Source organism: Comamonas testosteroni ATCC 11996 (genome assembly GCF_000241525.1).
GTDB classification, from domain to species: Bacteria; Pseudomonadota; Gammaproteobacteria; order Burkholderiales; family Burkholderiaceae_C; genus Comamonas; species Comamonas testosteroni.
In genome coordinates this window covers 89,342-108,959 of sequence record NZ_AHIL01000002.1, presented here as the reverse complement: position 1 = coordinate 108,959, position 19,618 = coordinate 89,342, and the positions used below count along the sequence as shown (strand labels likewise).

The 19,618-nt window shown below is 64.5% G+C and carries 18 protein-coding genes; 16 read left to right on the top strand and 2 right to left on the bottom strand.

Annotated elements, in window-relative coordinates:
* The first annotated feature begins 88 nt into the window (after nucleotides 1-88).
* The 5 genes from CTATCC11996_RS00490 to hutH all read left to right on the top strand — a co-directional run bounded on the left by CTATCC11996_RS00490 (nucleotide 89) and on the right by hutH (nucleotide 5,121).
* Nucleotides 89-1,057, top strand: coding sequence for an ABC transporter substrate-binding protein (locus tag CTATCC11996_RS00490; RefSeq protein WP_003059705.1), 969 nt, complete (start codon nucleotides 89-91; stop codon nucleotides 1,055-1,057).
* Between the two features lie 17 nt (nucleotides 1,058-1,074).
* A complete protein-coding gene (locus CTATCC11996_RS00485) occupies nucleotides 1,075-1,938 on the top strand; it encodes an ABC transporter permease (RefSeq protein ID WP_003071845.1) in 864 nt (287 codons plus the stop codon).
* Nucleotides 1,938-2,717 carry an ABC transporter ATP-binding protein gene (locus CTATCC11996_RS00480; RefSeq protein WP_003071842.1) on the top strand — a complete coding sequence of 260 codons (780 nt, stop codon included), beginning with the start codon at nucleotides 1,938-1,940 and terminating at the stop codon, nucleotides 2,715-2,717. Before CTATCC11996_RS00485 ends, CTATCC11996_RS00480 begins: the two co-directional genes overlap by 1 nt.
* A gap of 10 nt (nucleotides 2,718-2,727) precedes the next feature.
* Complete coding sequence (gene hutC, locus CTATCC11996_RS00475; protein WP_003069519.1) at nucleotides 2,728-3,495, top strand: histidine utilization repressor; 768 nt, start codon at nucleotides 2,728-2,730, stop codon at nucleotides 3,493-3,495.
* A 66-nt stretch (nucleotides 3,496-3,561) separates the two neighbouring features.
* Nucleotides 3,562-5,121: a histidine ammonia-lyase gene (hutH, locus tag CTATCC11996_RS00470; RefSeq protein WP_003071840.1), complete on the top strand. Its 1,560-nt coding sequence runs from the start codon at nucleotides 3,562-3,564 to the stop codon at nucleotides 5,119-5,121.
* Nucleotides 5,122-5,214: 93 nt separating this feature from the next.
* On the opposite strand, the gene hutC (CTATCC11996_RS00465) is transcribed toward hutH, so the two are convergent.
* Nucleotides 5,215-5,931, bottom strand: a complete 717-nt coding sequence (hutC, locus tag CTATCC11996_RS00465) for a histidine utilization repressor (protein WP_003071838.1) — start codon at nucleotides 5,929-5,931, stop codon at nucleotides 5,215-5,217.
* A 145-nt stretch (nucleotides 5,932-6,076) separates the two neighbouring features.
* Between hutC (CTATCC11996_RS00465) and CTATCC11996_RS00460 the strand changes: the two genes are divergently transcribed.
* From CTATCC11996_RS00460 to hutG, 8 genes are all read left to right on the top strand, one after another.
* Complete coding sequence (locus CTATCC11996_RS00460) at nucleotides 6,077-7,549, top strand: purine-cytosine permease family protein (protein WP_003071836.1); 1,473 nt, start codon at nucleotides 6,077-6,079, stop codon at nucleotides 7,547-7,549.
* Between the two features lie 31 nt (nucleotides 7,550-7,580).
* On the top strand, nucleotides 7,581-9,302 hold the full coding sequence (gene hutU, locus CTATCC11996_RS00455) for a urocanate hydratase (protein ID WP_003071835.1): 1,722 nt from the start codon (nucleotides 7,581-7,583) through the stop codon (nucleotides 9,300-9,302).
* Between the two features lie 151 nt (nucleotides 9,303-9,453).
* Entirely contained in the window at nucleotides 9,454-10,020 is a 567-nt protein-coding gene (locus CTATCC11996_RS00450; RefSeq protein WP_003071833.1) for a HutD/Ves family protein, read from the top strand.
* Nucleotides 10,021-10,159: 139 nt separating this feature from the next.
* A complete protein-coding gene (hutI, locus tag CTATCC11996_RS00445; protein ID WP_003071831.1) occupies nucleotides 10,160-11,422 on the top strand; it encodes an imidazolonepropionase in 1,263 nt (420 codons plus the stop codon).
* 25 nt (nucleotides 11,423-11,447) lie between these two features.
* The gene (locus tag CTATCC11996_RS00440; RefSeq protein ID WP_003071829.1) at nucleotides 11,448-12,836 is read left to right on the top strand and encodes an FAD-binding oxidoreductase; all 1,389 of its coding nucleotides are present in this window, start codon (nucleotides 11,448-11,450) and stop codon (nucleotides 12,834-12,836) included.
* Nucleotides 12,833-13,993: a histidinol-phosphate transaminase gene (locus CTATCC11996_RS00435; RefSeq protein ID WP_003071827.1), complete on the top strand. Its 1,161-nt coding sequence runs from the start codon at nucleotides 12,833-12,835 to the stop codon at nucleotides 13,991-13,993. The genes CTATCC11996_RS00440 and CTATCC11996_RS00435 overlap by 4 nt, the downstream gene beginning before the upstream one ends.
* A gap of 42 nt (nucleotides 13,994-14,035) precedes the next feature.
* On the top strand, nucleotides 14,036-15,460 hold the full coding sequence (locus CTATCC11996_RS00430; protein WP_003071825.1) for a formimidoylglutamate deiminase: 1,425 nt from the start codon (nucleotides 14,036-14,038) through the stop codon (nucleotides 15,458-15,460).
* A 41-nt stretch (nucleotides 15,461-15,501) separates the two neighbouring features.
* Nucleotides 15,502-16,308 carry an N-formylglutamate deformylase gene (gene hutG, locus CTATCC11996_RS00425; protein ID WP_003071824.1) on the top strand — a complete coding sequence of 269 codons (807 nt, stop codon included), beginning with the start codon at nucleotides 15,502-15,504 and terminating at the stop codon, nucleotides 16,306-16,308.
* A 22-nt stretch (nucleotides 16,309-16,330) separates the two neighbouring features.
* On the opposite strand, the gene soxR is transcribed toward hutG, so the two are convergent.
* Nucleotides 16,331-16,801 carry a redox-sensitive transcriptional activator SoxR gene (gene soxR / locus CTATCC11996_RS00420; protein ID WP_003071822.1) on the bottom strand — a complete coding sequence of 157 codons (471 nt, stop codon included), beginning with the start codon at nucleotides 16,799-16,801 and terminating at the stop codon, nucleotides 16,331-16,333.
* Nucleotides 16,802-17,023: 222 nt separating this feature from the next.
* Here soxR and CTATCC11996_RS00415 point away from each other — a divergent pair, with 222 nt between their 5' ends.
* The 3 genes from CTATCC11996_RS00415 to CTATCC11996_RS00405 all read left to right on the top strand — a co-directional run bounded on the left by CTATCC11996_RS00415 (nucleotide 17,024) and on the right by CTATCC11996_RS00405 (nucleotide 19,611).
* Nucleotides 17,024-17,407 carry a hypothetical protein gene (locus CTATCC11996_RS00415; protein WP_003071821.1) on the top strand — a complete coding sequence of 128 codons (384 nt, stop codon included), beginning with the start codon at nucleotides 17,024-17,026 and terminating at the stop codon, nucleotides 17,405-17,407.
* Nucleotides 17,408-17,422: 15 nt separating this feature from the next.
* Nucleotides 17,423-18,280 carry an AraC family transcriptional regulator gene (locus CTATCC11996_RS00410; RefSeq protein WP_003071819.1) on the top strand — a complete coding sequence of 286 codons (858 nt, stop codon included), beginning with the start codon at nucleotides 17,423-17,425 and terminating at the stop codon, nucleotides 18,278-18,280.
* Between the two features lie 131 nt (nucleotides 18,281-18,411).
* Nucleotides 18,412-19,611, top strand: coding sequence for an efflux RND transporter periplasmic adaptor subunit (locus tag CTATCC11996_RS00405; protein ID WP_003071817.1), 1,200 nt, complete (start codon nucleotides 18,412-18,414; stop codon nucleotides 19,609-19,611).
* Nucleotides 19,612-19,618: the final 7 nt, after the last annotated feature.

Here is a 19,618-nt window from a genome sequence, read left to right as displayed (position 1 = left end):
CCGCAAACTTCGCTGTCTGCACTGTCGTGCAAGGCTTGAAGTCCGCATCAACAACCGAACTGCTCTGGCATCGACCGAGGAGAGTCCCATGAAATCGACACGTCGCGTTCCCATCTGGCAACTGGCATTAGCCGCAACCGTTCTGGCGTCTGCTGCACAACATGCAGCGGCTCAGGAGACCAAGATCGTCCTGGGCATGTCGGGATGGACAGGCTTCGCGCCACTGACGCTTGCGGACAAGGCCGGGATCTTCAAGAAGAACGGCCTCAATGTCGAAATCAAGATGATTCCCCAGAAGGACCGGCATCTGGCGCTGGCCTCGGGTGCCGTGCAATGTGCCGCCACCACCGTGGAGACGCATGTCGCCTGGAACACCAATGGTGTGCCGATCGTGCAGATCTTCCAGATGGACAAGTCCTATGGCGCGGACGGTATTGCCGTGCGCAACGACGTCAAGAACTTTGCCGATCTGAAAGGCAAGACCGTCGCCGTCAGCGCGCCGGGTACGGCTCCCTACTTCGGTCTGGCCTGGATGCTGAACAAGAACGGCATGACCATGAAGGACATCAAGACCGTGTCGCTGGAGCCCCAGCCTGCGGCGCAGGCCTTTGTCTCCGGACAGAACGATGCGGCCATGACCTATGAGCCCTATCTGTCCACCGTGCGCGCCAACCCCAGCGCCGGCAAGATTCTGGCCACCACCATCGACTACCCGATGGTGATGGACACCGTGGGCTGCGATCCCAAGTGGCTCAAGGCCAACACGGCAGCCGCCAAGGCGCTGACCCAGTCCTACTTCGATGCGATCGCCATGATCAATTCCGACAAGGAAAAGAGCTACGAAATCATGGGCGCGGCCGTCAAGCAAAGCGGCGAGCAGTTCGGCAAGTCGGCAGCCTTTCTGAAATGGTCGGACAAGGAGGCCAATCAGAAGTTCTTTGCCAGCGACCTGCTGCCGTTCATGAAGGAGTCTGCCGCCATCCTCAAGGAGGCTGGCGTGATTCGCAGCATTCCTGAGAACTACGGCGTCATGTACGACGCCAGCTTCATCAAGTAAGCGCAAAGAGGTTGCACATGGAAGCGGTATCACCTTCTATCAAGTCTGCATCGCCCGCATCGGTTCAGGTGGCATCGCCTTCCGTGAGGCCGGCTCGCCGGCGCTACATGGCTCCTCTGGAGCCTGTCAGCCCCAAGGCCAAGTGGCTGCTCGGCACGGGCTTCTTCGTGCTGTTCCTGCTGGTCTGGTCGGCCGTCACCTTTGGCGGACTGGTCTCGCCGACCTTTCTCGCCAGCCCTCTGACGATGCTGCGCGAAGGCATTCTGCTGTTCACGGAGTTCGACTTTCACCATGACATCGGCATGACCGTATGGCGTGTCATGGGAGGCTTCATACTGGCCAGCGTCGTGGCCGTTCCGCTGGGCATTGCCATGGGGGCCTGGAAGCCTGTGGAGGCGTTTTTCGAGCCCTTTGTCTCGTTCTGCCGCTACCTGCCTGCCTCGGCATTCATTCCGCTGCTGATTCTCTGGGCCGGCGTGGGCGAAGCACAGAAGCTGCTGGTCATCTTCATCGGCTCGGTGTTCCAGATCACCCTCATGGTGGCCGTGACCGTGGGCGGCGCGCGCAAGGACCTGGTGGAGGCCGCCTACACACTGGGCGCCAGCAATACCGGCATCGTCAAGCGGGTGCTGATTCCCGGTGCCGCTCCGGGCATCGCGGAAACCCTGCGCCTGGTTCTGGGCTGGGCCTGGACCTATGTGATCGTTGCCGAGCTGATCGGCTCGTCCTCGGGAATCGGGCACATGATCACCGACAGCCAGGCGCTGCTCAATACCGGACAGATCATCTTCGGCATCATCATCATCGGGCTCATCGGTCTGGTGTCGGATTTCATCTTCAAAACCGTCAACCGTCGCATGTTCGAATGGAGTTCCCTGTGATGAACCAGCTGTCCATTCAAGGCGTTTCGCGCACCTTCACCAGCCACAAAGGCGTCAGAACCCAGGCGCTGCTGCCGGTGGATTTCGAGGTCCGGGAGAACGATTTCGTGACCATTCTCGGGCCCTCGGGCTGCGGAAAATCGACGATGCTGCGCATTGTTGCGGGTCTGGATTTCCCGACGACGGGGCAGGTGCTGCTGGATGGGAAGCTGGTGCAGGAGCCCGGCGCCGACCGCGGCATGGTGTTTCAAAGCTACACCTTGTTCCCCTGGCTGACCGTGGCGCAGAACATCCGCTTCGGACTGCGCGAGAAAGGCGTGAGCGAAGCCGTCCAGAAAGAGCGCAGCGACTACTTCATTGCCAAGGTGGGCCTGCGCGGGTTCGAGAATCACTACCCCAAGCAGCTGTCGGGCGGCATGCAGCAACGCACGGCGATCGCGCGTGCGCTGGCCAACGATCCCAAGATCCTGCTCATGGACGAGCCCTTCGGTGCTCTGGACAACCAGACCCGGGTTCTGATGCAGGAATTGCTGCTGGGCATCTGGGAGGCCGAGCGCAAGACGGTGATGTTCGTGACCCACGATATCGATGAAGCCATCTTCATGGCCAATCGCGTGGCCGTGTTCAGCGCGCGTCCTGGCCGCATCAAGGCGGACATCCCGGTCCATCTGCCGCACCCGCGCCACTACACCGTCAAGACCTCGCCCGAGTTCATGGAGCTCAAGGCCCGGTTGACGGAAGAGATTCGCGCCGAGTCACTGGCTGCGGCAGCTCACTGAGGCCTGCATCATGAATGTCCGAGACCCTGCCCAGCGCAAAACGGCTCCTGCAGCCCAGATGCCGCTCGCGTTGTACCAGCAGGTCAAGGACCATGTGCTGCGCAAGATCGGCGACGGCTCGCTGGCGGCCGGTGCGCGCGTGCCTTCCGAGCAGGAGCTGGTCAACGAGTTCGGCGTGGCGCGCATGACGGTGAACCGAGCGCTGCGCGAGCTGGCAGAGCAGGGCGTGATCGTGCGTGTGGCGGGGGTAGGCTCCTTCGTGGCCGAAGAAAAGCCGCAGTCGACCCTGCTGCGCATTGCCAATATTGGTGAAGAGATCACCCAGCGCGGCCACGATCATCGCTTCGAGCTGCTCGATATGCGCCGCGAGTCCGCCTCGCCCGAAGTCGCGGCGGCACTGGATCTCGCGGTCGGCGCCTCGGTCTTTCACCTGCACGGCGTGCACTTCGAAAACGAGCTGCCGGTCCAGATCGAAGACCGCTATGTGAACCCCCGCCTGGTCCCTGACTTCATGGACCAGGACTTTTCTGCCGTGCAGCCCTCGGTCTATCTGGTGCGCAATGTGCAGTACGACCAGATCGAACATGTGGTCGATGCGATCTTGCCGACGGCCGAACAGGCCCGGCTGCTGCAGATGGCTCTTGACCAGCCTTGCCTGATGCTCACGCGCCGTACCTGGCTGCGCGGCGTCCCGATCACCTGGGTGCATTGCGTGCATCCAGGCATGCGCTACCGACTCGGTAGCCGTTTCCGAACCGATTCAGTGCACGGCGGCTGATCCCGGCCAGGTCCTTGAATCCTCAGTACGTTTTTGTTTCTCTTGACTGTATAGACAGGTATAGCCATGAACACCACCACCACCCAAGAGCACTCGAACTCCGAACTGGAACTGCATCCCGGCGAGCTCACGCTGGCTCAACTGCGCCGCATTCAGGACGGCGGCGTGCAGCTCAGCATGGCGCAGGCTGCCTATGGCGCCATGCGCAAGGCCGAGGCGCATGTGCAGCACATCGTCGATGAAGACCAGGTGGTCTACGGCATCAACACCGGTTTCGGCAAACTGGCTTCGACCAAGATCGCGCATGAGCGTCTGGCCGAGCTGCAGCGCAATCTGGTGCTTTCGCACAGCGTGGGTACGGGCGATACGTTGCCGGACCATGTGGTGCGTCTGGTTCTGGCCACCAAGGCCGTGAGTCTGGCCCGCGGGCATTCGGGAGCCCGCACGGCGCTGGTGGACGCGCTGCTGGCGCTGGCCAATGCCGATGTCCTGCCCGTGATTCCCTCCAAGGGTTCGGTGGGCGCTTCGGGCGATTTGGCGCCGTTGTCGCACCTGGCCTGCGTGCTGATCGGCGAGGGGCAGGCCAAGGTGGGCGGCCAGATCATCTCCGGCCGTGAAGCCATGAAACATATCGGCCTGGAGCCCTTTGTGCTGGGCCCCAAGGAAGGGCTGGCACTGCTCAATGGCACCCAGGTCTCCACCTCGCTGGCGCTGGCGGGTTTGTTCCAGGCTGAAAGCGTGCTGGCCGCAGGCCTGGTGGCCGGTTGCCTGACGCTGGAAGCCATACAGGGCTCCATCAAGCCCTTCGATGCGCGCATTCACGAGGCCAGAGGCCAGCAGGGGCAGATTGCCGTGGCCGCCGCCGTGCGTTCCCTGCTGGACGGCAGTGCCATCGATCCCTCGCATCCCAATTGCGGGCGCGTGCAGGACCCCTATTCCATCCGCTGTGTGCCGCAGGTCATGGGCGCCTGCCTGGACAACCTCAGCCATGCTGCGCGCGTGCTGGTCATAGAAGCCAATGCAGCCTCGGACAATCCGCTGGTGTTCGACAACGGCGACGTGATTTCGGGCGGAAACTTCCATGCCGAACCCGTGGCCTTTGCGGCCGACATCCTGGCACTGGCGATCGCTGAAATCGGCGCCATCTCGGAGCGTCGCATGGCCTTGCTGCTGGACACAGGACTGTCGCGCCTGCCGGCCTTCCTGATTGAAGACAGCGGCGTCAACTCGGGCTTCATGATTGCCCAGGTCACGGCGGCCGCCCTGGCGGCCGAAAACCAGTGTCTGGCGCACCCTAGCAGCGTGACCAGCCTGCCCACATCGGCCAATCAGGAAGACCATGTCTCCATGGCCACCTATGGTGCGCGTCGCCTGGCCGACATGGCCAGAAACACGGCGGTGATCGTGGGCGTGGAGGCCATGGCCGCAGTCCAGGGAATGGACTTCGACCGCCGACTCAAGAGCTCGCCGCTGATCGAGGAGCAGTACGCGTTGATCCGCAGTCAGGTGCCCTATCTGGACAAGGACCGCTACCTGGCGCCCGATATCGAAATCATGCGACTGTGGGCGCTGGAAACCGCCTGGCCCGAGGTGTTGCAGAGCATTCTGCCGAGCAACGCGGCCTGAGCCTGCGCCATGTCGTCACGCCGCAAGCATCGGGCAGTAGCGGCTCTCGCCGCGGCGGGGCGGCATTCCGGCAGCGCTTGCCGGGGCGGCGGGTCAGAAGCTGCCTGCGAACTGGTAGCGCGATGCCGGGTGCCACAGGGCCGAAACCGAGGCCACCTGGCCCTGGGAGCGGGTTCGGCGGCGCAGCACCAGGCAGGGCTCGGAGGTTTCCATGCGCAGCAGATCCGCGACCTCGGCCGTGGGCATGCTCGCTTCGATGGAGAAATTCACGCCCTGCAGCGGAGCCACGCGCACCAGATAGGCATTCGGCGTCTGGCTTGCAAAGTCCTGGCTCAGATAGTCGGGAGCCACAGCCGGGTTCACATAGCGGTCTTCGACCTGGATGGGGACATCGTTTTCGAAGTGCACGACCACGGAGTGAAACAGATGGGGGGCGGCGTTCAGCTCGAACTGGCGCAGCAGGGCGGTGTCGACCTTGCAGCGCTCGAGCCGCTGCAGCTCCCCCCGATGGCGGTGGCCGCGGGCCGCGATCTCGTCGGCGATATTGCGCAGCTCCACCAGGGTGGCCTGGTACTTCTGCTGGGCCACGAAAGTGCCCGAGCCCTGGACACGCGTCAGCGTCTTTTCGTCGCTGAGCTCGCGCAGCGCGCGGTTGACGGTCATGCGCGCCACATTGAACTGCTTGACCAGCGCGGCCTCGCTGGGGATGGCCTGGCCTTCCTGCCATACGCCACTGTGGATCTGCTGCAGCACATGGTCTTTGATGCGCTGGAACGCAGGTACGGCGGCGGTGGTATCGGTTCGCGACATAGGGTTTGTTTGGATTAGAAAAGCTGTCTAGATGATTGACGTTGGCAGGAGTAAATCACAAAATTCGTATAGACAACTTTATGGAAATTACTGAAAGTTGTTCGGACATATAAGAGACATCCAGAGGGATTGACGGAGCAATTTCATGAGTATTGATACAGCAACGCTGGGCTCCTCTGGCGCCATCGAAAGCAGAACCATCGACATGGTTCCGGAGAGCGAGCGCCACGGCACGCCCTCCAGCCAGTTCACCCTCTGGTTCGGTGCCAACATGCAGATCACGGCGGTGGTGGACGGCGCTCTGGCCGTGGTGTTCGGTGCCGAAGCCATGACCGCCATCATCGGCCTGCTGATCGGCAACATTCTCGGCGGCATCGTCATGGCGCTGCACTCGGCCCAGGGGCCGCGCCTGGGTCTGCCCCAGATGATCTCCAGCCGCGTGCAGTTCGGCGTCAAGGGCGCGGCCCTGCCGCTGGTGCTGGTGATCCTGATGTATGTGGGCTTCGCCGCCACGGGCACCGTGCTCTCGGGCCAGGCCATCAATCTGATGTTCGGCTTTCACAGCCCAGCGGCCGGCATCATCATCTTCGGCGCGCTCACGGCCCTGGTCGCCGTGGTGGGCTACCGGCTCATCCATGTGGTGGGGCGCATTTCCACCGTGGTCGGCATTCTGGGCTTTGGCTATCTGGCCTGGCAGTTGTGCCACCAGTTCGATGTGGTCTCGGCATTCGGCCAGAAGCCTTTCACTTGGGCCAGCTTTCTCACGGCCATGGCCCTGTCGGCAGGCTGGCAGATGACGTTTGCCCCCTATGTGGCCGATTATTCGCGCTATCTGCCCACCAGGACCTCGACGGCTGCCACCTTCTGGACCACCTTCAGCGGCAGCGTCATCAGCTCGCAGCTGGCCATGACCTTCGGCGTGCTGGTGGCAGCCCTGGGCGCCAACTTCATCAAGAATCAGGTCGGCTTCATGGGCCAGCTGGCCGGCCCGCTGGCCGTGGTGATCTACCTGGTCATCGTCACCGGTAAGCTCACCGTGAACTGCCTCAATGCCTATGGCGGCTTCATGACCGTGCTGACAACGGTCAGCGCCTTCAACCGGAAAACGCAGTTCACCGCGACATCGCGCCTGCTCTACATCCTGGGCTTTGTGCTGGTGACGGTGCTGGTGGCCCTGCTGGCCAGCTCCAACTTCCTGGCCACGTTCAAGAACTTCGTGCTGCTGCTGCTCACCGTGTTCGTTCCCTGGAGCGCCGTCAATCTGGTGGACTACTACCTGGTCTCCAAGGAAAAAGTGGACATCCCGGCGCTCTACGACAGCCAGGGCCGCTATGGCGCCTACAACTGGACGGCCCTGTCCTGCTATGTGATGGGTGTTGCGGTGCAGATTCCCTTCATCAACCAGGCCATGTATGTGGGCCCGCTGGCCAAGGCCATGAACGGGGCCGACATCTCGTGGATCGTGAGCCTGATCGTCACCTCGCTCGTCTACTACCCACTGGCCAGGAGAAGCATGAACGTGCCCAGCCAGATGATTTACCCCAGCCAGGTTCAAGCTGCGCCCACGGACGCAGGCAAGAGCTTTGCCGCTACCACTTACGCCGTGCAAGCCGGCTGAATCCTCCCACCCATTCTTGAAGGATACGACCATGAACGCCAACGACGCCATCATCAGCGCGGCCAAGCAAGACCCCCGCTACGACGCCAGCCGAGAGATCCGCGCCCCCCGCGGCAGCGAGCTGCACTGCAAGAACTGGCTCGCCGAAGCGGCCTATCGCATGATCCAGAACAACCTGGATCCGGATGTGGCCGAGAACCCCAAGGCCCTGGTCGTCTACGGCGGCATCGGCCGCGCGGCCCGCAACTGGGAGTGCTATGACGAGATCCTGGCCCAGCTCAAGAAGCTCGAAGCCGACGAATCGCTGCTGATCCAGTCGGGCAAGCCTGTGGGCGTGTTCAAGACCCACCCCGATGCGCCGCGCGTGCTGCTGGCCAACTCCAATCTGGTGCCCAAGTGGGCCAACTGGGAGAAGTTCAACGAGCTCGACCAGAAGGGCCTGTTCATGTACGGCCAGATGACGGCCGGCAGCTGGATCTACATCGGTGCCCAGGGCATCGTGCAGGGCACCTTCGAGACCTTTGTCGAGGCCGGTCGCCAGCACTACAACAACGACCTGACCGGCAAGTGGATTCTCACGGCCGGCCTGGGCGGCATGGGTGGTGCCCAGCCGCTGGCCGGCGTGCTGGCCGGCGCCTGCGTGCTGGCCATCGAATGCAAGCAGTCCAGCATCGACTTCCGCCTGCGCACCCGCTATGTGGACAAGCAGGCCAAGGACATCGACGACGCGCTGGCCCTGATCAAGCATCACACCGAAAAGGGCGAGGCCGTCTCCATCGCCCTGCTGGGCAATGCGGCCGAAGTCCTGCCCGAGCTGGTCAGGCGTGCCAAGGCCGGCGGCATCCGTCCCGACATCGTGACCGACCAGACCTCCGCCCACGACCTGATCAACGGCTACCTGCCCGTGGGCTGGACCGTGGAGCAATGGAACGCCGCTGCGGCCGACCCCGGCCAGCACCCCACGCTCAAGAAGGCCGCCGCCCAGGGCTGCGCCCAGCATGTGCAGGCCATGCTGGACTTCCAGGCCATGGGCATCCCCACGGTGGACTATGGCAACAACATCCGCCAGGTGGCCCTGGACGAAGGCGTGAAGAACGCCTTCGACTTCCCCGGCTTTGTGCCCGCCTATATCCGTCCGCTGTTCTGCGAAGGCAAGGGCCCGTTCCGCTGGGTGGCGCTGTCCGGCGACCCTGAGGACATCTACAAGACCGACGCCAAGATCAAGGAGCTGTTCCCCGAGAACAAGCACACCCACCGCTGGCTGGACATGGCCAAGGAGCGCATCGCCTTCCAGGGCCTGCCATCGCGCATCTGCTGGCTGGGTCTGGGCGAGCGTCACAAGGCGGCCCTGGCCTTCAATGAAATGGTCAAGAACGGCGAACTCAAGGCGCCCATCGTGATCGGCCGTGACCACCTGGACTGCGGCTCGGTGGCCAGCCCCAACCGCGAGACCGAAGCCATGAAGGACGGCACCGACGCCGTCTCCGACTGGCCGCTGCTCAACGCCCTGCTCAACACTGCGGGCGGCGCCACCTGGGTCAGCCTGCACCACGGCGGTGGCGTGGGCATGGGTTACTCGCAACATGCCGGCGTTGTGATCGTGGCCGATGGCACGGACGAGGCTGCGGCCCGCCTGAACCGGGTGCTCTGGAACGATCCCGCCACCGGCGTGATGCGCCATGCCGATGCAGGCTACGAGATTGCCGTGGAAGCGTCCAAGCGCCATGGCTTGAATCTGCCGATGGTGAAGTAACGTCGTCCCCCCTGAGCGGCTGCGCCTAGGCGGCCCCGCCGCTTCCCCCCAGGGGGACGACGCCCTTTGCTGCGGGGCGGCCCTTGCTGGGCGTCCCGCACCTGGGGCATGCTTGTTTTTAGAGCTTCGGCTTCACTCACAACAGTCTTCGATGCAACGCTTTGACCTGAACCAGATTGCGCCCAGCCCGTGGAAGAACGGGGGCGGCAGCACGCGCGAGATTGCCTGCTGGCCGCAAGGCGCGGGCATGGACAGCTTTGGCTGGCGCGTGAGCGTGGCCACGATTGCCCAGGCCGGCCCGTTTTCGGCATTTCCGGGCATAGACCGGCAGATCATGCTGCTCGATGGCGACGGGGTGCGCTTGCACAACGCCCAGGCCGGGCTCGAACATGCATTGACCGAGCGCTGGCAGCCATTCGCCTTTTCGGGCGATATGGCGCTGGATTGCGATCTGCTGGGCGGCCCGTCCAGCGACTTCAATGTCATGACCCGGCGCGGACAATGGTCGGCCCGGCTGGAGCAGCTTGGTGGCCAGGCCGAGGCGGGGCTGAGCGCCGCAGGGCTTTGCATGGTGTTGCAAGGTAGCTGGAAATGCGCCGACGGGCGGATACTGCAGGCCGGTCAGGGCCTGTGGTGGAGCAGCGTCCGGCCCGAGCCGCTGGTCGCGCAGGACGAAAAGGCGAGGCTGATCCTGGTCAGCCTGGCGTCGCATAGCTGAAACAGGAGCAGCTTGCGCCCTTTGGTTGGTCATTTCAATGTGTATTGATATGAAAAATCAAGAGAGGCAAGCGCATGAAGCTATGAAATAAGGAGCTTCATGGTTTGAATTGTCGTCATCGAACATGAGGAGCATCGCCATGGCGCAAGCTAATCCCCATCCCGCAGTCTCCGCCGACGGCTGCTGGCACAACCTGCGTCTGGCGCCGCAGCTGTATGTCTCCGAGGTGGCGGATATTCCCGAAGGCACGCTGGCTTGCATCGTCGTGCAGCAGGGCCGCATGGTCTGGGTGGGCCCGCAGGACGCCATGCCTGCCCAATACCAGGCGCTGCCCAGGCACGATGGCGCAGGACGCCTGGTCACGCCGGGCCTGATCGACTGCCACACCCATCTGGTCTATGGCGGCGAGCGCGCCAACGAATTCGCCATGCGCCTGGCCGGAGCCAGCTATGAGGAAGTGGCCCGGGCCGGCGGAGGCATCGTCTCCAGCGTCAGGGCCACGCGCGAGGCTTCGGAGGACGAGCTGGTGGCGCTGGCGCTGCCGCGTCTGGAGCAGTTGCTGGCCGAAGGCGTGACGGCCATAGAGATCAAGTCGGGCTACGGCCTGGCTCTTGAACACGAGCGCAAGCAGCTGCGTGCCGCACGGCGCCTGGGCGAGCTGTGTGCCGTGACCGTGCGAACCACGTTTTTAGGGGCCCATGCGCTGCCGCCCGAGTATGCGGGCCGCAGCCAGGAATACACGGATCTGGTATGCCAGGTCATGCTGCCGGCACTGGCTGCCGAAGGTTTGATCGATGCCGTCGATGTGTTCTGCGAACGCATCGCCTTCTCGCTGGCCGAGACCGAGCAGGTCTTTGAAGCGGCCAAAGCATTGGGCCTGCCCGTCAAGCTGCATGCCGAGCAGCTGTCGAATATGGAGGGTGCAGCCCTCGCGGCCCGCTATGGCGCGCTGTCCTGCGACCATATCGAGCACCTGTCCGAGCACGGCATCGCCGAGATGAAGAAGGCAGGCACCGTGGCCGTGCTGCTGCCCGGGGCCTTCTACACGCTGCGCGACACCAAAGTGCCCCCGATTGAGGAATTAAGGGCTGCCAAGGTCCCGATGGCCGTTTCTACCGATCACAATCCGGGTACCTCCCCGTGCTTGAGCTTGCTGCTCATGGCCAATATGGCTTGCACGCTGTTCCGTCTGACGGTTCCCGAGGCTCTGGCCGGCATCACCCGGCACGCCGCGCAGGCTCTGGGCCTGCAGGACGAGCAAGGCCTGATTGCCGTGGGTCGCCCCGCCAATTTCGTGCTCTGGCCTGTGCAGCAGGCAGCAGAGCTGGCCTATTGGTTCGGCAGCAAGCCTGACTGTACGGTGGTGCGCCAGGGTCTGATTGCACAGCAAGCCAAAGCCTGAATGCGGGGAGCGCGAAAGGTTGCTGATGTCTCACGAACAATTTCTCAATGAACTGATTTCCACCCTGGGCGCCGATGTCGCGCTGCGCGGCACGGACACGCCCGAGCGGTGCCGCACCGACTGGAGCGGCACGCCGCCTCAGCAGCCGCTGGCGCTGGTGCGCCCACGCACCACGGAGGAAGTCAGCGCCGTCATGCGTCTGTGCAGCGCCCACCGGATTGCGGTGGTCCCGCAGGGCGGTCTGACCGGCCTGGCCGGTGCTGCGGTTCCGATGGAGGGGGCAGTGGCCCTGTCGCTGGACCGCATGAACCGCATCGAGGACATCGATGCCAAGACCGGACTGATGCAGGTGCAGGCCGGCGTCACCCTGCAAGCCGTGCAGGAGGCGGCCGTCGATGTCGGCATGGTGTTCGGCGTCGATCTCGGCGCTCGCGGCAGCTGCCAGATCGGCGGCAATGTCTCCACCAATGCGGGCGGCAACGGCGTGCTGCAGCACGGCATGATGCGCGAGCAGGTGCTGGGCCTGGAAGTGGTGCTGGCCGACGGCACGGTGCTGCCCATGCTGCGCCCCATGATCAAGAACAACACGGGCTACGACCTCAAGCAGTTCTTCATCGGTGCCGAAGGCACGCTGGGCATCATCACGCGCGTGCTGCTGCGCCTGCGTCCCGCGCCCCAGGCCACGGCCACGACGCTGGTGGCCATGCCCGATTTCGACTCGGCGCTGGCCGTGCTCAAGCGCATGCAATCGCGCTTCGGCAACAGTGTCGCGGCCTATGAGCTGATGTGGGACAGCTTTGTGCAGGCCTCCATGGCCTGGCTCAAGCTCGCTGCGCCTTTTGAACAGCGTTACCCCTTGCTGGCCCTGATCAATGTGGACGGCAAGGACGAGGCGCAGCTGCAAGGCGATGTGCAGCAGGTGCTCGAGGAGGCCATGGAAGCCGGCGAGGTGCTCGATGCCATCGTGGCCCAGTCGGTCGCCCAGGTGCAGCAGCTGTGGAAGCTGCGCGAGGCACCGGCCGAGCTCAACAACAATATGCACCCCGCAATCAACTTCGATGTGAGCCTGCCCCAGGCCGACATCGGCCGTTTTGCCGAAGCCTGCATGCAGGCCTTTGCCGCTCGCTGGCCTGGTCACCAGGCGCTGTACTTCGGTCATGTGGGCGACGGCAATCTCCATGTCTCGGTGGATGGCAAGACCGTCAACGGCGAATGCGAGCAGGTGGAGGAGCTTCTCTACCGCATCGTGGGCGAGATGCAGGGCAGCGTCTCCGCAGAGCACGGCATCGGCCTGCACAAAAAGCCTTATCTGAGCAACAGCCGCACGCCCGCAGAGCTGGCGGCGATGCGAGCCATCAAGTTGGCCCTCGATCCCCTGGGCCTGATGAATCCCGGAAAGGTGTTTGATCTATGACGAATTCCCTGGTGGCCTCGCTGGCCCGTGCCCAGGTTCGCCCGCTGCCCGCATACAACGCAGGCCTGTCCAATGAAGCGGTGCGGGCGCGCTATGGCGTGACCGATATCGCGCGACTGGCCAGCAACGAGAACCCCTTTGGCGCCAGCGCCTCGGTGCGCCGGGCAATTGCCGAGGTGGCCAACGATGTGGGTAACTATCCCGATGCCAACTGCACGGCCTTGCGCGAAGCCATTGCCGAGCGCACGGGGCTGCCCGCCGGGCGCCTGGTGTTCGGCGACGGCTCGGAAGACCTGATCAAGATTCTCTGCGAGGTCTTTCTCGCACCCGGCGATCTGGTTGTGACCCAGCGTCCCGTGTTTGGCCTGCACGAAATCTATCCAAAGATGATGGGCGCGGAGGTCGAACTCCTGGAGCTGAACGAGCAGCTGGGCTTCGATCTGGGCGCCTGGTGCGCTGCCGTGGCCAAGGCCCCCAAGATCGCCTTCCTGCCCAACCCGTCCAACCCCGTGGGCTGCATGATGGATACGGCGCAGTTTGCGCAGGTGCTGGAGGCCACGCCCGCTAACACCGTGCTGGTGGTGGATGAGGCCTATTACGAATACGCTCTGCACGACGATGACTACCCCGATGTGCTGGTCATGCTGGATGCGCGGGTCGGCCCCTGGATCGTGCTGCGCACCTTCTCCAAGGCCTGGGGCCTGGCCGGTCTGCGCGTGGGCTACGGCATGGCCGACAGCGCCGAGCTGGTGGGCCTGATGGACAAGGTGCGCTCGCCCTTCAACGTGAACATGGCGGCCCAGCGCGCGGCGCTGGCGGCCTGGAACGATCCTGCGCACATGCGCAGCGGCGTGGCGACCACGGTGGCGCTGCGCGAGGACCTGCGCAGGCAGCTGCTGGCGCTGGCAGCGCCGGGCCAGCCGCTGCAAGGCCTGCGCATTGCGCCCTCGGTAGCCAACTTCCTGTTTCTCGACCTGGGCCGTCCCAATGCGCCGGTGACCGAGGCGCTGCTCAGACAGGGCGTGATCGTCAAGCCCTGGAAGGAGCCCGGTTTCGAGAATTTTCTGCGCGTATCCATAGGTACCGAGAAGGACAACGCGCGTTTTGTTCTGGCTTTGCTCGCTGCGATGGAGCAGACTGAGCGCGTGACTGCATGAGCTGCGCGGTTTGATCTTTTTCGCCTCATCGAGACCATCACCATGACTGCATCCTCATCCATTTCGCGTACCTTGTTTGCCGCAGACGCCTTGCTGCCCACAGGCTGGGCGCGCAACGTCCTGCTGAGCTGGAACGAGAGCGGCCAGCTGACCGAAGTGCTGACCGGTTTGGACCCGCAAAGCGGCGAGGCCGGAGAGGCGGAGGAAGCCGCCAAGGCGGCCGGCCCGCTGATCCCCGGCATGCCCAATCTGCACTCGCACGCCTTCCAGCGCGCGTTCGGCGGGTTGACCGAATTCCGCGGTCAGGCGCAGGACAGCTTCTGGAGCTGGCGCAAGCTGATGTACGGCTTTGCCAATCGCATGACGCCCGAGGCCCTGGAGGCGATCGCGACCTGGCTGTACCTGGAAATGCTGGAGGCGGGCTACACCTCGGTGTGCGAGTTCCACTATGTGCACCATGATGTGGGCGGCAAGCCCTATGCCAACGATGCCAGCCTGTCTCTGGCGCTGCTGCGTGCGGCGCAGAAGACCGGCATAGGCATGACCTTGCTGCCCGTGCTCTATCAGACCAGCGGCTTCGGGGGCCTGCCGCCTCGAGAGGATCAGGCCCGCTTCATTCGCAGCACTGACAATATGCTCGGCCTGCTGCAGCATCTGGAGCCCGTGACCAGGGCGCAGCAGGCAGCTCTGGGCCTGGCTCCGCACTCGCTGCGGGCCGTGCCCCCGGACAGCCTCAAGACTGCGCTCGCGGGCCTGCACGCCATGCTGCCCAAGGCACCGGTGCACATCCATATCGCCGAGCAGACCCAGGAGGTGGATGACTGCCTGGCCTGGAGCGGCCAGCGCCCCGTGCAATGGCTGCTCGACCATGCACCCGTCGATGCGCGCTGGTGCCTGATCCATGCCACGCACATGACGCCCGAGGAATATGCTGGCGCGGCACGCAGCGCTGCCGTGGCCGGCATCTGTCCCACCACCGAAGCCAATCTCGGCGACGGCATTTTCGACATGCCGACTTGGCTCAGGCATGGCGGACGCTGGGGCATTGGTTCGGACAGCCATGCTTCGGTGAATGCCGCCGAAGAGCTGCTGATGCTCGAATACAGCCAGCGCCTGAACCTGCGCCAGCGCAATGTGCTTGGCGGCGGCGCTCAGCCCCAGGTGGCGACCTCCATGACCTTGCAGGCGGTGGCCGGCGGTGCCCAGGCGTCGGGCCGCGCCATTGCCGGTCTGGCCGTGGGCCAGCAGGCGGATTTCGTGGTGCTCGATGCCCGCCATGTGGCCCTCAACGGGCTGCCTGCCGACAGCGGCCATGCGGCCCATGTGTTTGCCAGCCATCGCACTTCGGCCATTGCCGACGTCTGGGTTCGCGGCCAGCAGCGTGTGCAGGCAGGTCGCCATGCGCTGCACGAAGTCGCCCAGCAAGGCTTTGTGCAGACCCGCAAGGCATTGCTGCAGAACGCCTGAGGGCGGCTGCATTCAGATTTTTGACAGAAGAGAGACGCTCCATGAGCCAAGCCATCGCCCCCTTTGTCTTTCACCAGGGTACGGCACCGCTGCTGATTTCCATGCCGCATACCGGCACCCATGTGCCGGCCGACATTGCGGCCAGGCTCACGCCCGAAGGGCGCGAAGTCCACGACACCGACTGGCACATGCCGCAGCTCTACGACTTCGCCAAGGCACTGGGCGCATCCATTCTGGTCGCCACGCATTCGCGCTATGTCATCGACCTGAATCGTCCGCCCGATGGCGCCAGCCTCTATCCGGGCCAGAGCGTGACCGGGCTGTGCCCGGTTGACGGCTTTGACAGCAAGCCCCTGTATGCGAGCAAGGCGTTCGAACCCGACGAGGCGGAAGTCGCGCGCCGCCGCGAAATCTACTGGCAGCCCTATCATGCGCAGCTGCGCGCCGAACTCGATCGCATCAAGAGCCAGCATGGCGTGGCCATGCTGTGGGATGCGCACAGCATCCGCTCGGTGCTGCCGCGCTTTTTCGAGGGCAAGCTGCCCGACCTGAACCTGGGAACCGCCGACGGCAAGAGCTGCGCGCCGGCGCTGGCCCAGCAACTGCTGGACATTGCACGGCAGGCACCGGGTCACACCAGCGTGCTCAATGGCCGCTTCAAGGGCGGCTTCATCACGCGCAACTATGGTCAGCCGGAGCAGGGCTTCCACGCCGTGCAGCTGGAGATGACGCAGTCCAGCTATATGCAGGAGCAGATGCCGTTCGACTACCTGCCCGAGGTCGCGGCGCGCATCCAGCCCACCATGCAGCGTCTGCTGCAGGCCGTGCTGGCCTTCGCTCGAAGCTGAGTCAGGCCCCGCGGCCGCTGCGCTAGTGGCCTGCGGCCTGCAGCTCGTCGCCCATCCAGCGGCGCGGGCCCGGGCCGCAGCGTTGGCACTGGTCGCCAGGGTTGTACATGGTGCACACCTTGAGCGACAGGCAGCCGCAGCCTATGCACTGGTTGAGGCTGTCGCGCAGGCGCTGCAGCTCGTCGATGCGCTCGTCCAGCCGCTGCTGCCAGATGCGCGACATCTTCTGCCAGTCGCCGCCCGTGGGCACATGCCGCGTCGGCAGCTGTGCCAGCTGCGCGGCGATCTCCTCCAGCGTGAACCCCACGCGCTGCGCAAACACGATGTAGGCGATGCGCCGCAGGCCCGAGCGGTGGTAGCGCCGCCTTCCGCCGCTGCTGCGCACCGATTCGATCAGACCCAGCGACTCGTAGAAGCGCAGCGCCGATGCGTTGACGCCGCTGCGCTGTGCGAAGTCGCTGATGCTCATCAGCGGATCATCCTCAATTTTCATGATGTCTTTCCTTGGTGCTTGACTTCAAGTTAACTTGAACTTGAAGAATGTGGGCCATTGTGATCGATAGCGCAGGAGCTGGGCAAGTCCGCTGAGACAGTCCATGAAGGCCAGTTGGCCGGACTGAGAAATTCTTTGGCTGGAAGCTGCAATGACGTCGCTCCTGTTCACTCATAAAGTAATGAGACGCATTTTTATTGGCAAACATAGACGGGAGTTTCCATGTACATCGACAGCAGCAGCTATCCACTGGTCCGCATGAGCTACGAGCGTGACAAGGCCCAGCCTATGGACCGCTTGCTGGCGGATTTCTCGGCTCTGCTAGATCGCGGCCAGGCCTTTGTCTTCTACAGCGACGGCGACATGTCCCAGCAGGAGCACTCGCCCGAGGAGCGCAAGCAGGTAGTGCTCTGGATGAAAGCCCGCCGCAGCGAGCTCAAAAGCCTGGTTCGCGCTCTGGTTCACGCCGAGCCCGATGCGAAAAAGCGGGAGCAGGCCCAGGCCTTGGCGCAGATGTTCGGCAAGGCCTGGGGTTATCCGATGCTGCTGGTGGCCTCCACACAAGAGGCGCGCGAGCGAGCGCTGGAGCTTCTTGAGAGCGATTGAAATGAGGGAAAAGCGATGAATGCCGTGGATGAAGCCTTGCTGCAGGGCCGGCCTGGAATGTGGGATCCCGATCAGGTGGACCGCCCGGTGATCGTGCTGCCCATGCAGTCGGGCCCGGGGGATTGGGGCATGGATTTCCATGCCCATAGCAAGAGTCAGCTCATGGTCACGAATGCGGGGCTGATTACGCTGGAGACCGATGCTGGCGTCTGCGTGGTGCCACCGCGCAGCGCTGCCTGGATCGAAGGCGGAATGCCGCATCGCGTTAGCTGCAGCGGTGCTGCCAGCGGCTACATCGTATTCGTGGCAGCGGGGGCGGCGCGTCCCATGGCCGGCCCCTGTCATGCGCTGGCGGTATCGCCATTTCTGAGCGCGCTACTGGAGCGCGTGCAGGCCTTGCCGCAGCGCTACCGTCTTGATGACGGCGACGGCCGGTTGATGCAGGTGCTGATCGACGAAATCCAGGCGGCACAGCCCGAGGGGCTGCACCTGCCGATGCCGCGTGACCGGCGTCTGCGCCGCATGGCCAGCGCCCTGTGCGCCGAGCCGCAGCTGCAGGCTCGGCTGGCCGATTGGGCGCAGCGCATAGGCATGAGCGAGCGCAGCATGACCCGGCTGTTTCTGGCCGAGACAGGTCTTACCGTCAACCAGTGGCGCCGTCAGCTCCATGTGCTTACCGCGCTGCAGCAGCTCTCTGAAGGGCAGCGCATACAGACCGTGGCAGACGCCCTCGGCTACGAAAGTGCGCCTGCCTTCGTGACCATGTTCCGCAAGGCGGTGGGTAGCTCGCCGCGGCGCTTTCTGGCGCAGCGCAGAGCACCGCTGCAGCCTGCGTGGCCCGGGCTGCGGCCTGTGTCCGGGGCCGCGGTCTGAAGGCCGGCAGGCCCCGTTTCCAACCTGTTTCCCACGACGTCCATTGCGCACCATGAGCCGCGCAGGGGCGGGTGTACCCGCAAAGCGCCGCAGCACGCCGTGCACGGCCGTTTCCTGAAGGAGAGAGTCTCATGTTTGTCTTCCAAGCACCGCAGCTGCGGCCTACCATGCTTGCCAGCGCCGTAGCGGCGCTGGCCCTGCTTTCCGGCTGCGGCCGCTCCGGCACGGGCGATGCCCATGCCAGCAACGGCCCGCCGCCCGCGCCCGAGGTGCAGGTGGCCGAGGTCGCCTTGCAGGCCATACGCCCCTGGGACGAGTTCAACGGCCGCATCGAGGCCGTGGAGTCGGTGCAGCTGCGCTCGCGCGTGTCGGGATATATCGAACGCATCGCCTTCGCCGAGGGCCAGGAGGTGAAGAAGGGCCAGCTGCTGTTCGTGATCGACCAGCGGCCCTATCGCGCGGCCCTGGCCAGCGCCCAGGCACAGCTCGAACGCGCGCGTGCCGCTGCCGGGCTGGCGCAGACCCAGGATCAGCGCGCACGCCAACTGGTGGCCGAGAATGCTGTCTCGCGCGAGGAGGCCGACACGCGGGCCGCAACGCTGGCCCAGGCCACGGCCCAGGTGCGTGCGGCCGAGGCCGAGCTGGCCACCGCACGGCTGCAGCTCGATTTCACCGAGGTGCGCGCGCCGATCACGGGCCGTGCCAGCCGCGCCCTGCTCACCGTGGGCAATATGGCCCAGGCCGACCAGAGCGTGCTGACCACCCTGGTCTCGCAGGACCCGGTGTATGCCTATTTCGATGCCGACGAGCACAGCTTTCTGCGCTACCAGAAGGCAGGTCTGGCTGGCCTGAGCGGCCAGGGCCGCGCGGTGCGCGTGGCCCTGGTCGGCGACAGCGGCTTTTCCCATGCGGGCACGCTGGACTTCAGCGACAACCAGCTCCAGCCGGGCACGGGCACCATGCGGTTGCGCGCGCGCCTGGCCAACCCCGACCGGATGCTGACGCCAGGCCTGTTCGCACGCGTGCAGATGCAAAGCGGCCCGGACCGGCAGGAGGTCGAGTCCCAGGCGCTGCTGATCGACGACAAGGCCGTGCTTACCGACCAGGACCGCAAGTACGTCTATGTGGTGGGCGAAGGCAATCTGGCCGAGCGTCGCGAACTCACGCTGGGTCGCATGGTCGATGGCCGGCGCCTGGTGGAAAAGGGTCTGGCCGCGGGTGACCGGCTGGTGGTGGGCGGCGTGCAGCGTATCTACTACCCCGGCATGCCCGTCAATCCCAGGCCGGTGGTGGCAGCGGCCGTGCAGCCCACGCCCGCCGCTGCGCAGTAAGGAGGGA

Excerpts from the sequence above, each read along its gene's own strand:
- CTATCC11996_RS00490 (WP_003059705.1), top strand. The coding sequence starts at position 89 with ATGAAATCGACACGTCGCGTTCCCATCTGGCAACTGGCATTAGCCGCA.
- CTATCC11996_RS00485 (WP_003071845.1), top strand. The coding sequence starts at position 1,075 with ATGGAAGCGGTATCACCTTCTATCAAGTCTGCATCGCCCGCATCGGTT.
- CTATCC11996_RS00480 (WP_003071842.1), top strand. The coding sequence starts at position 1,938 with ATGAACCAGCTGTCCATTCAAGGCGTTTCGCGCACCTTCACCAGCCAC.
- hutC (WP_003069519.1), top strand. The coding sequence starts at position 2,728 with ATGAATGTCCGAGACCCTGCCCAGCGCAAAACGGCTCCTGCAGCCCAG.
- hutH (WP_003071840.1), top strand. The coding sequence starts at position 3,562 with ATGAACACCACCACCACCCAAGAGCACTCGAACTCCGAACTGGAACTG.
- hutC (WP_003071838.1), bottom strand. The coding sequence starts at position 5,931 with ATGTCGCGAACCGATACCACCGCCGCCGTACCTGCGTTCCAGCGCATC.
- CTATCC11996_RS00460 (WP_003071836.1), top strand. The coding sequence starts at position 6,077 with ATGAGTATTGATACAGCAACGCTGGGCTCCTCTGGCGCCATCGAAAGC.
- hutU (WP_003071835.1), top strand. The coding sequence starts at position 7,581 with ATGAACGCCAACGACGCCATCATCAGCGCGGCCAAGCAAGACCCCCGC.
- CTATCC11996_RS00450 (WP_003071833.1), top strand. The coding sequence starts at position 9,454 with ATGCAACGCTTTGACCTGAACCAGATTGCGCCCAGCCCGTGGAAGAAC.
- hutI (WP_003071831.1), top strand. The coding sequence starts at position 10,160 with ATGGCGCAAGCTAATCCCCATCCCGCAGTCTCCGCCGACGGCTGCTGG.
- CTATCC11996_RS00440 (WP_003071829.1), top strand. The coding sequence starts at position 11,448 with ATGTCTCACGAACAATTTCTCAATGAACTGATTTCCACCCTGGGCGCC.
- CTATCC11996_RS00435 (WP_003071827.1), top strand. The coding sequence starts at position 12,833 with ATGACGAATTCCCTGGTGGCCTCGCTGGCCCGTGCCCAGGTTCGCCCG.
- CTATCC11996_RS00430 (WP_003071825.1), top strand. The coding sequence starts at position 14,036 with ATGACTGCATCCTCATCCATTTCGCGTACCTTGTTTGCCGCAGACGCC.
- hutG (WP_003071824.1), top strand. The coding sequence starts at position 15,502 with ATGAGCCAAGCCATCGCCCCCTTTGTCTTTCACCAGGGTACGGCACCG.
- soxR (WP_003071822.1), bottom strand. The coding sequence starts at position 16,801 with ATGAAAATTGAGGATGATCCGCTGATGAGCATCAGCGACTTCGCACAG.
- CTATCC11996_RS00415 (WP_003071821.1), top strand. The coding sequence starts at position 17,024 with ATGTACATCGACAGCAGCAGCTATCCACTGGTCCGCATGAGCTACGAG.
- CTATCC11996_RS00410 (WP_003071819.1), top strand. The coding sequence starts at position 17,423 with ATGAATGCCGTGGATGAAGCCTTGCTGCAGGGCCGGCCTGGAATGTGG.
- CTATCC11996_RS00405 (WP_003071817.1), top strand. The coding sequence starts at position 18,412 with ATGTTTGTCTTCCAAGCACCGCAGCTGCGGCCTACCATGCTTGCCAGC.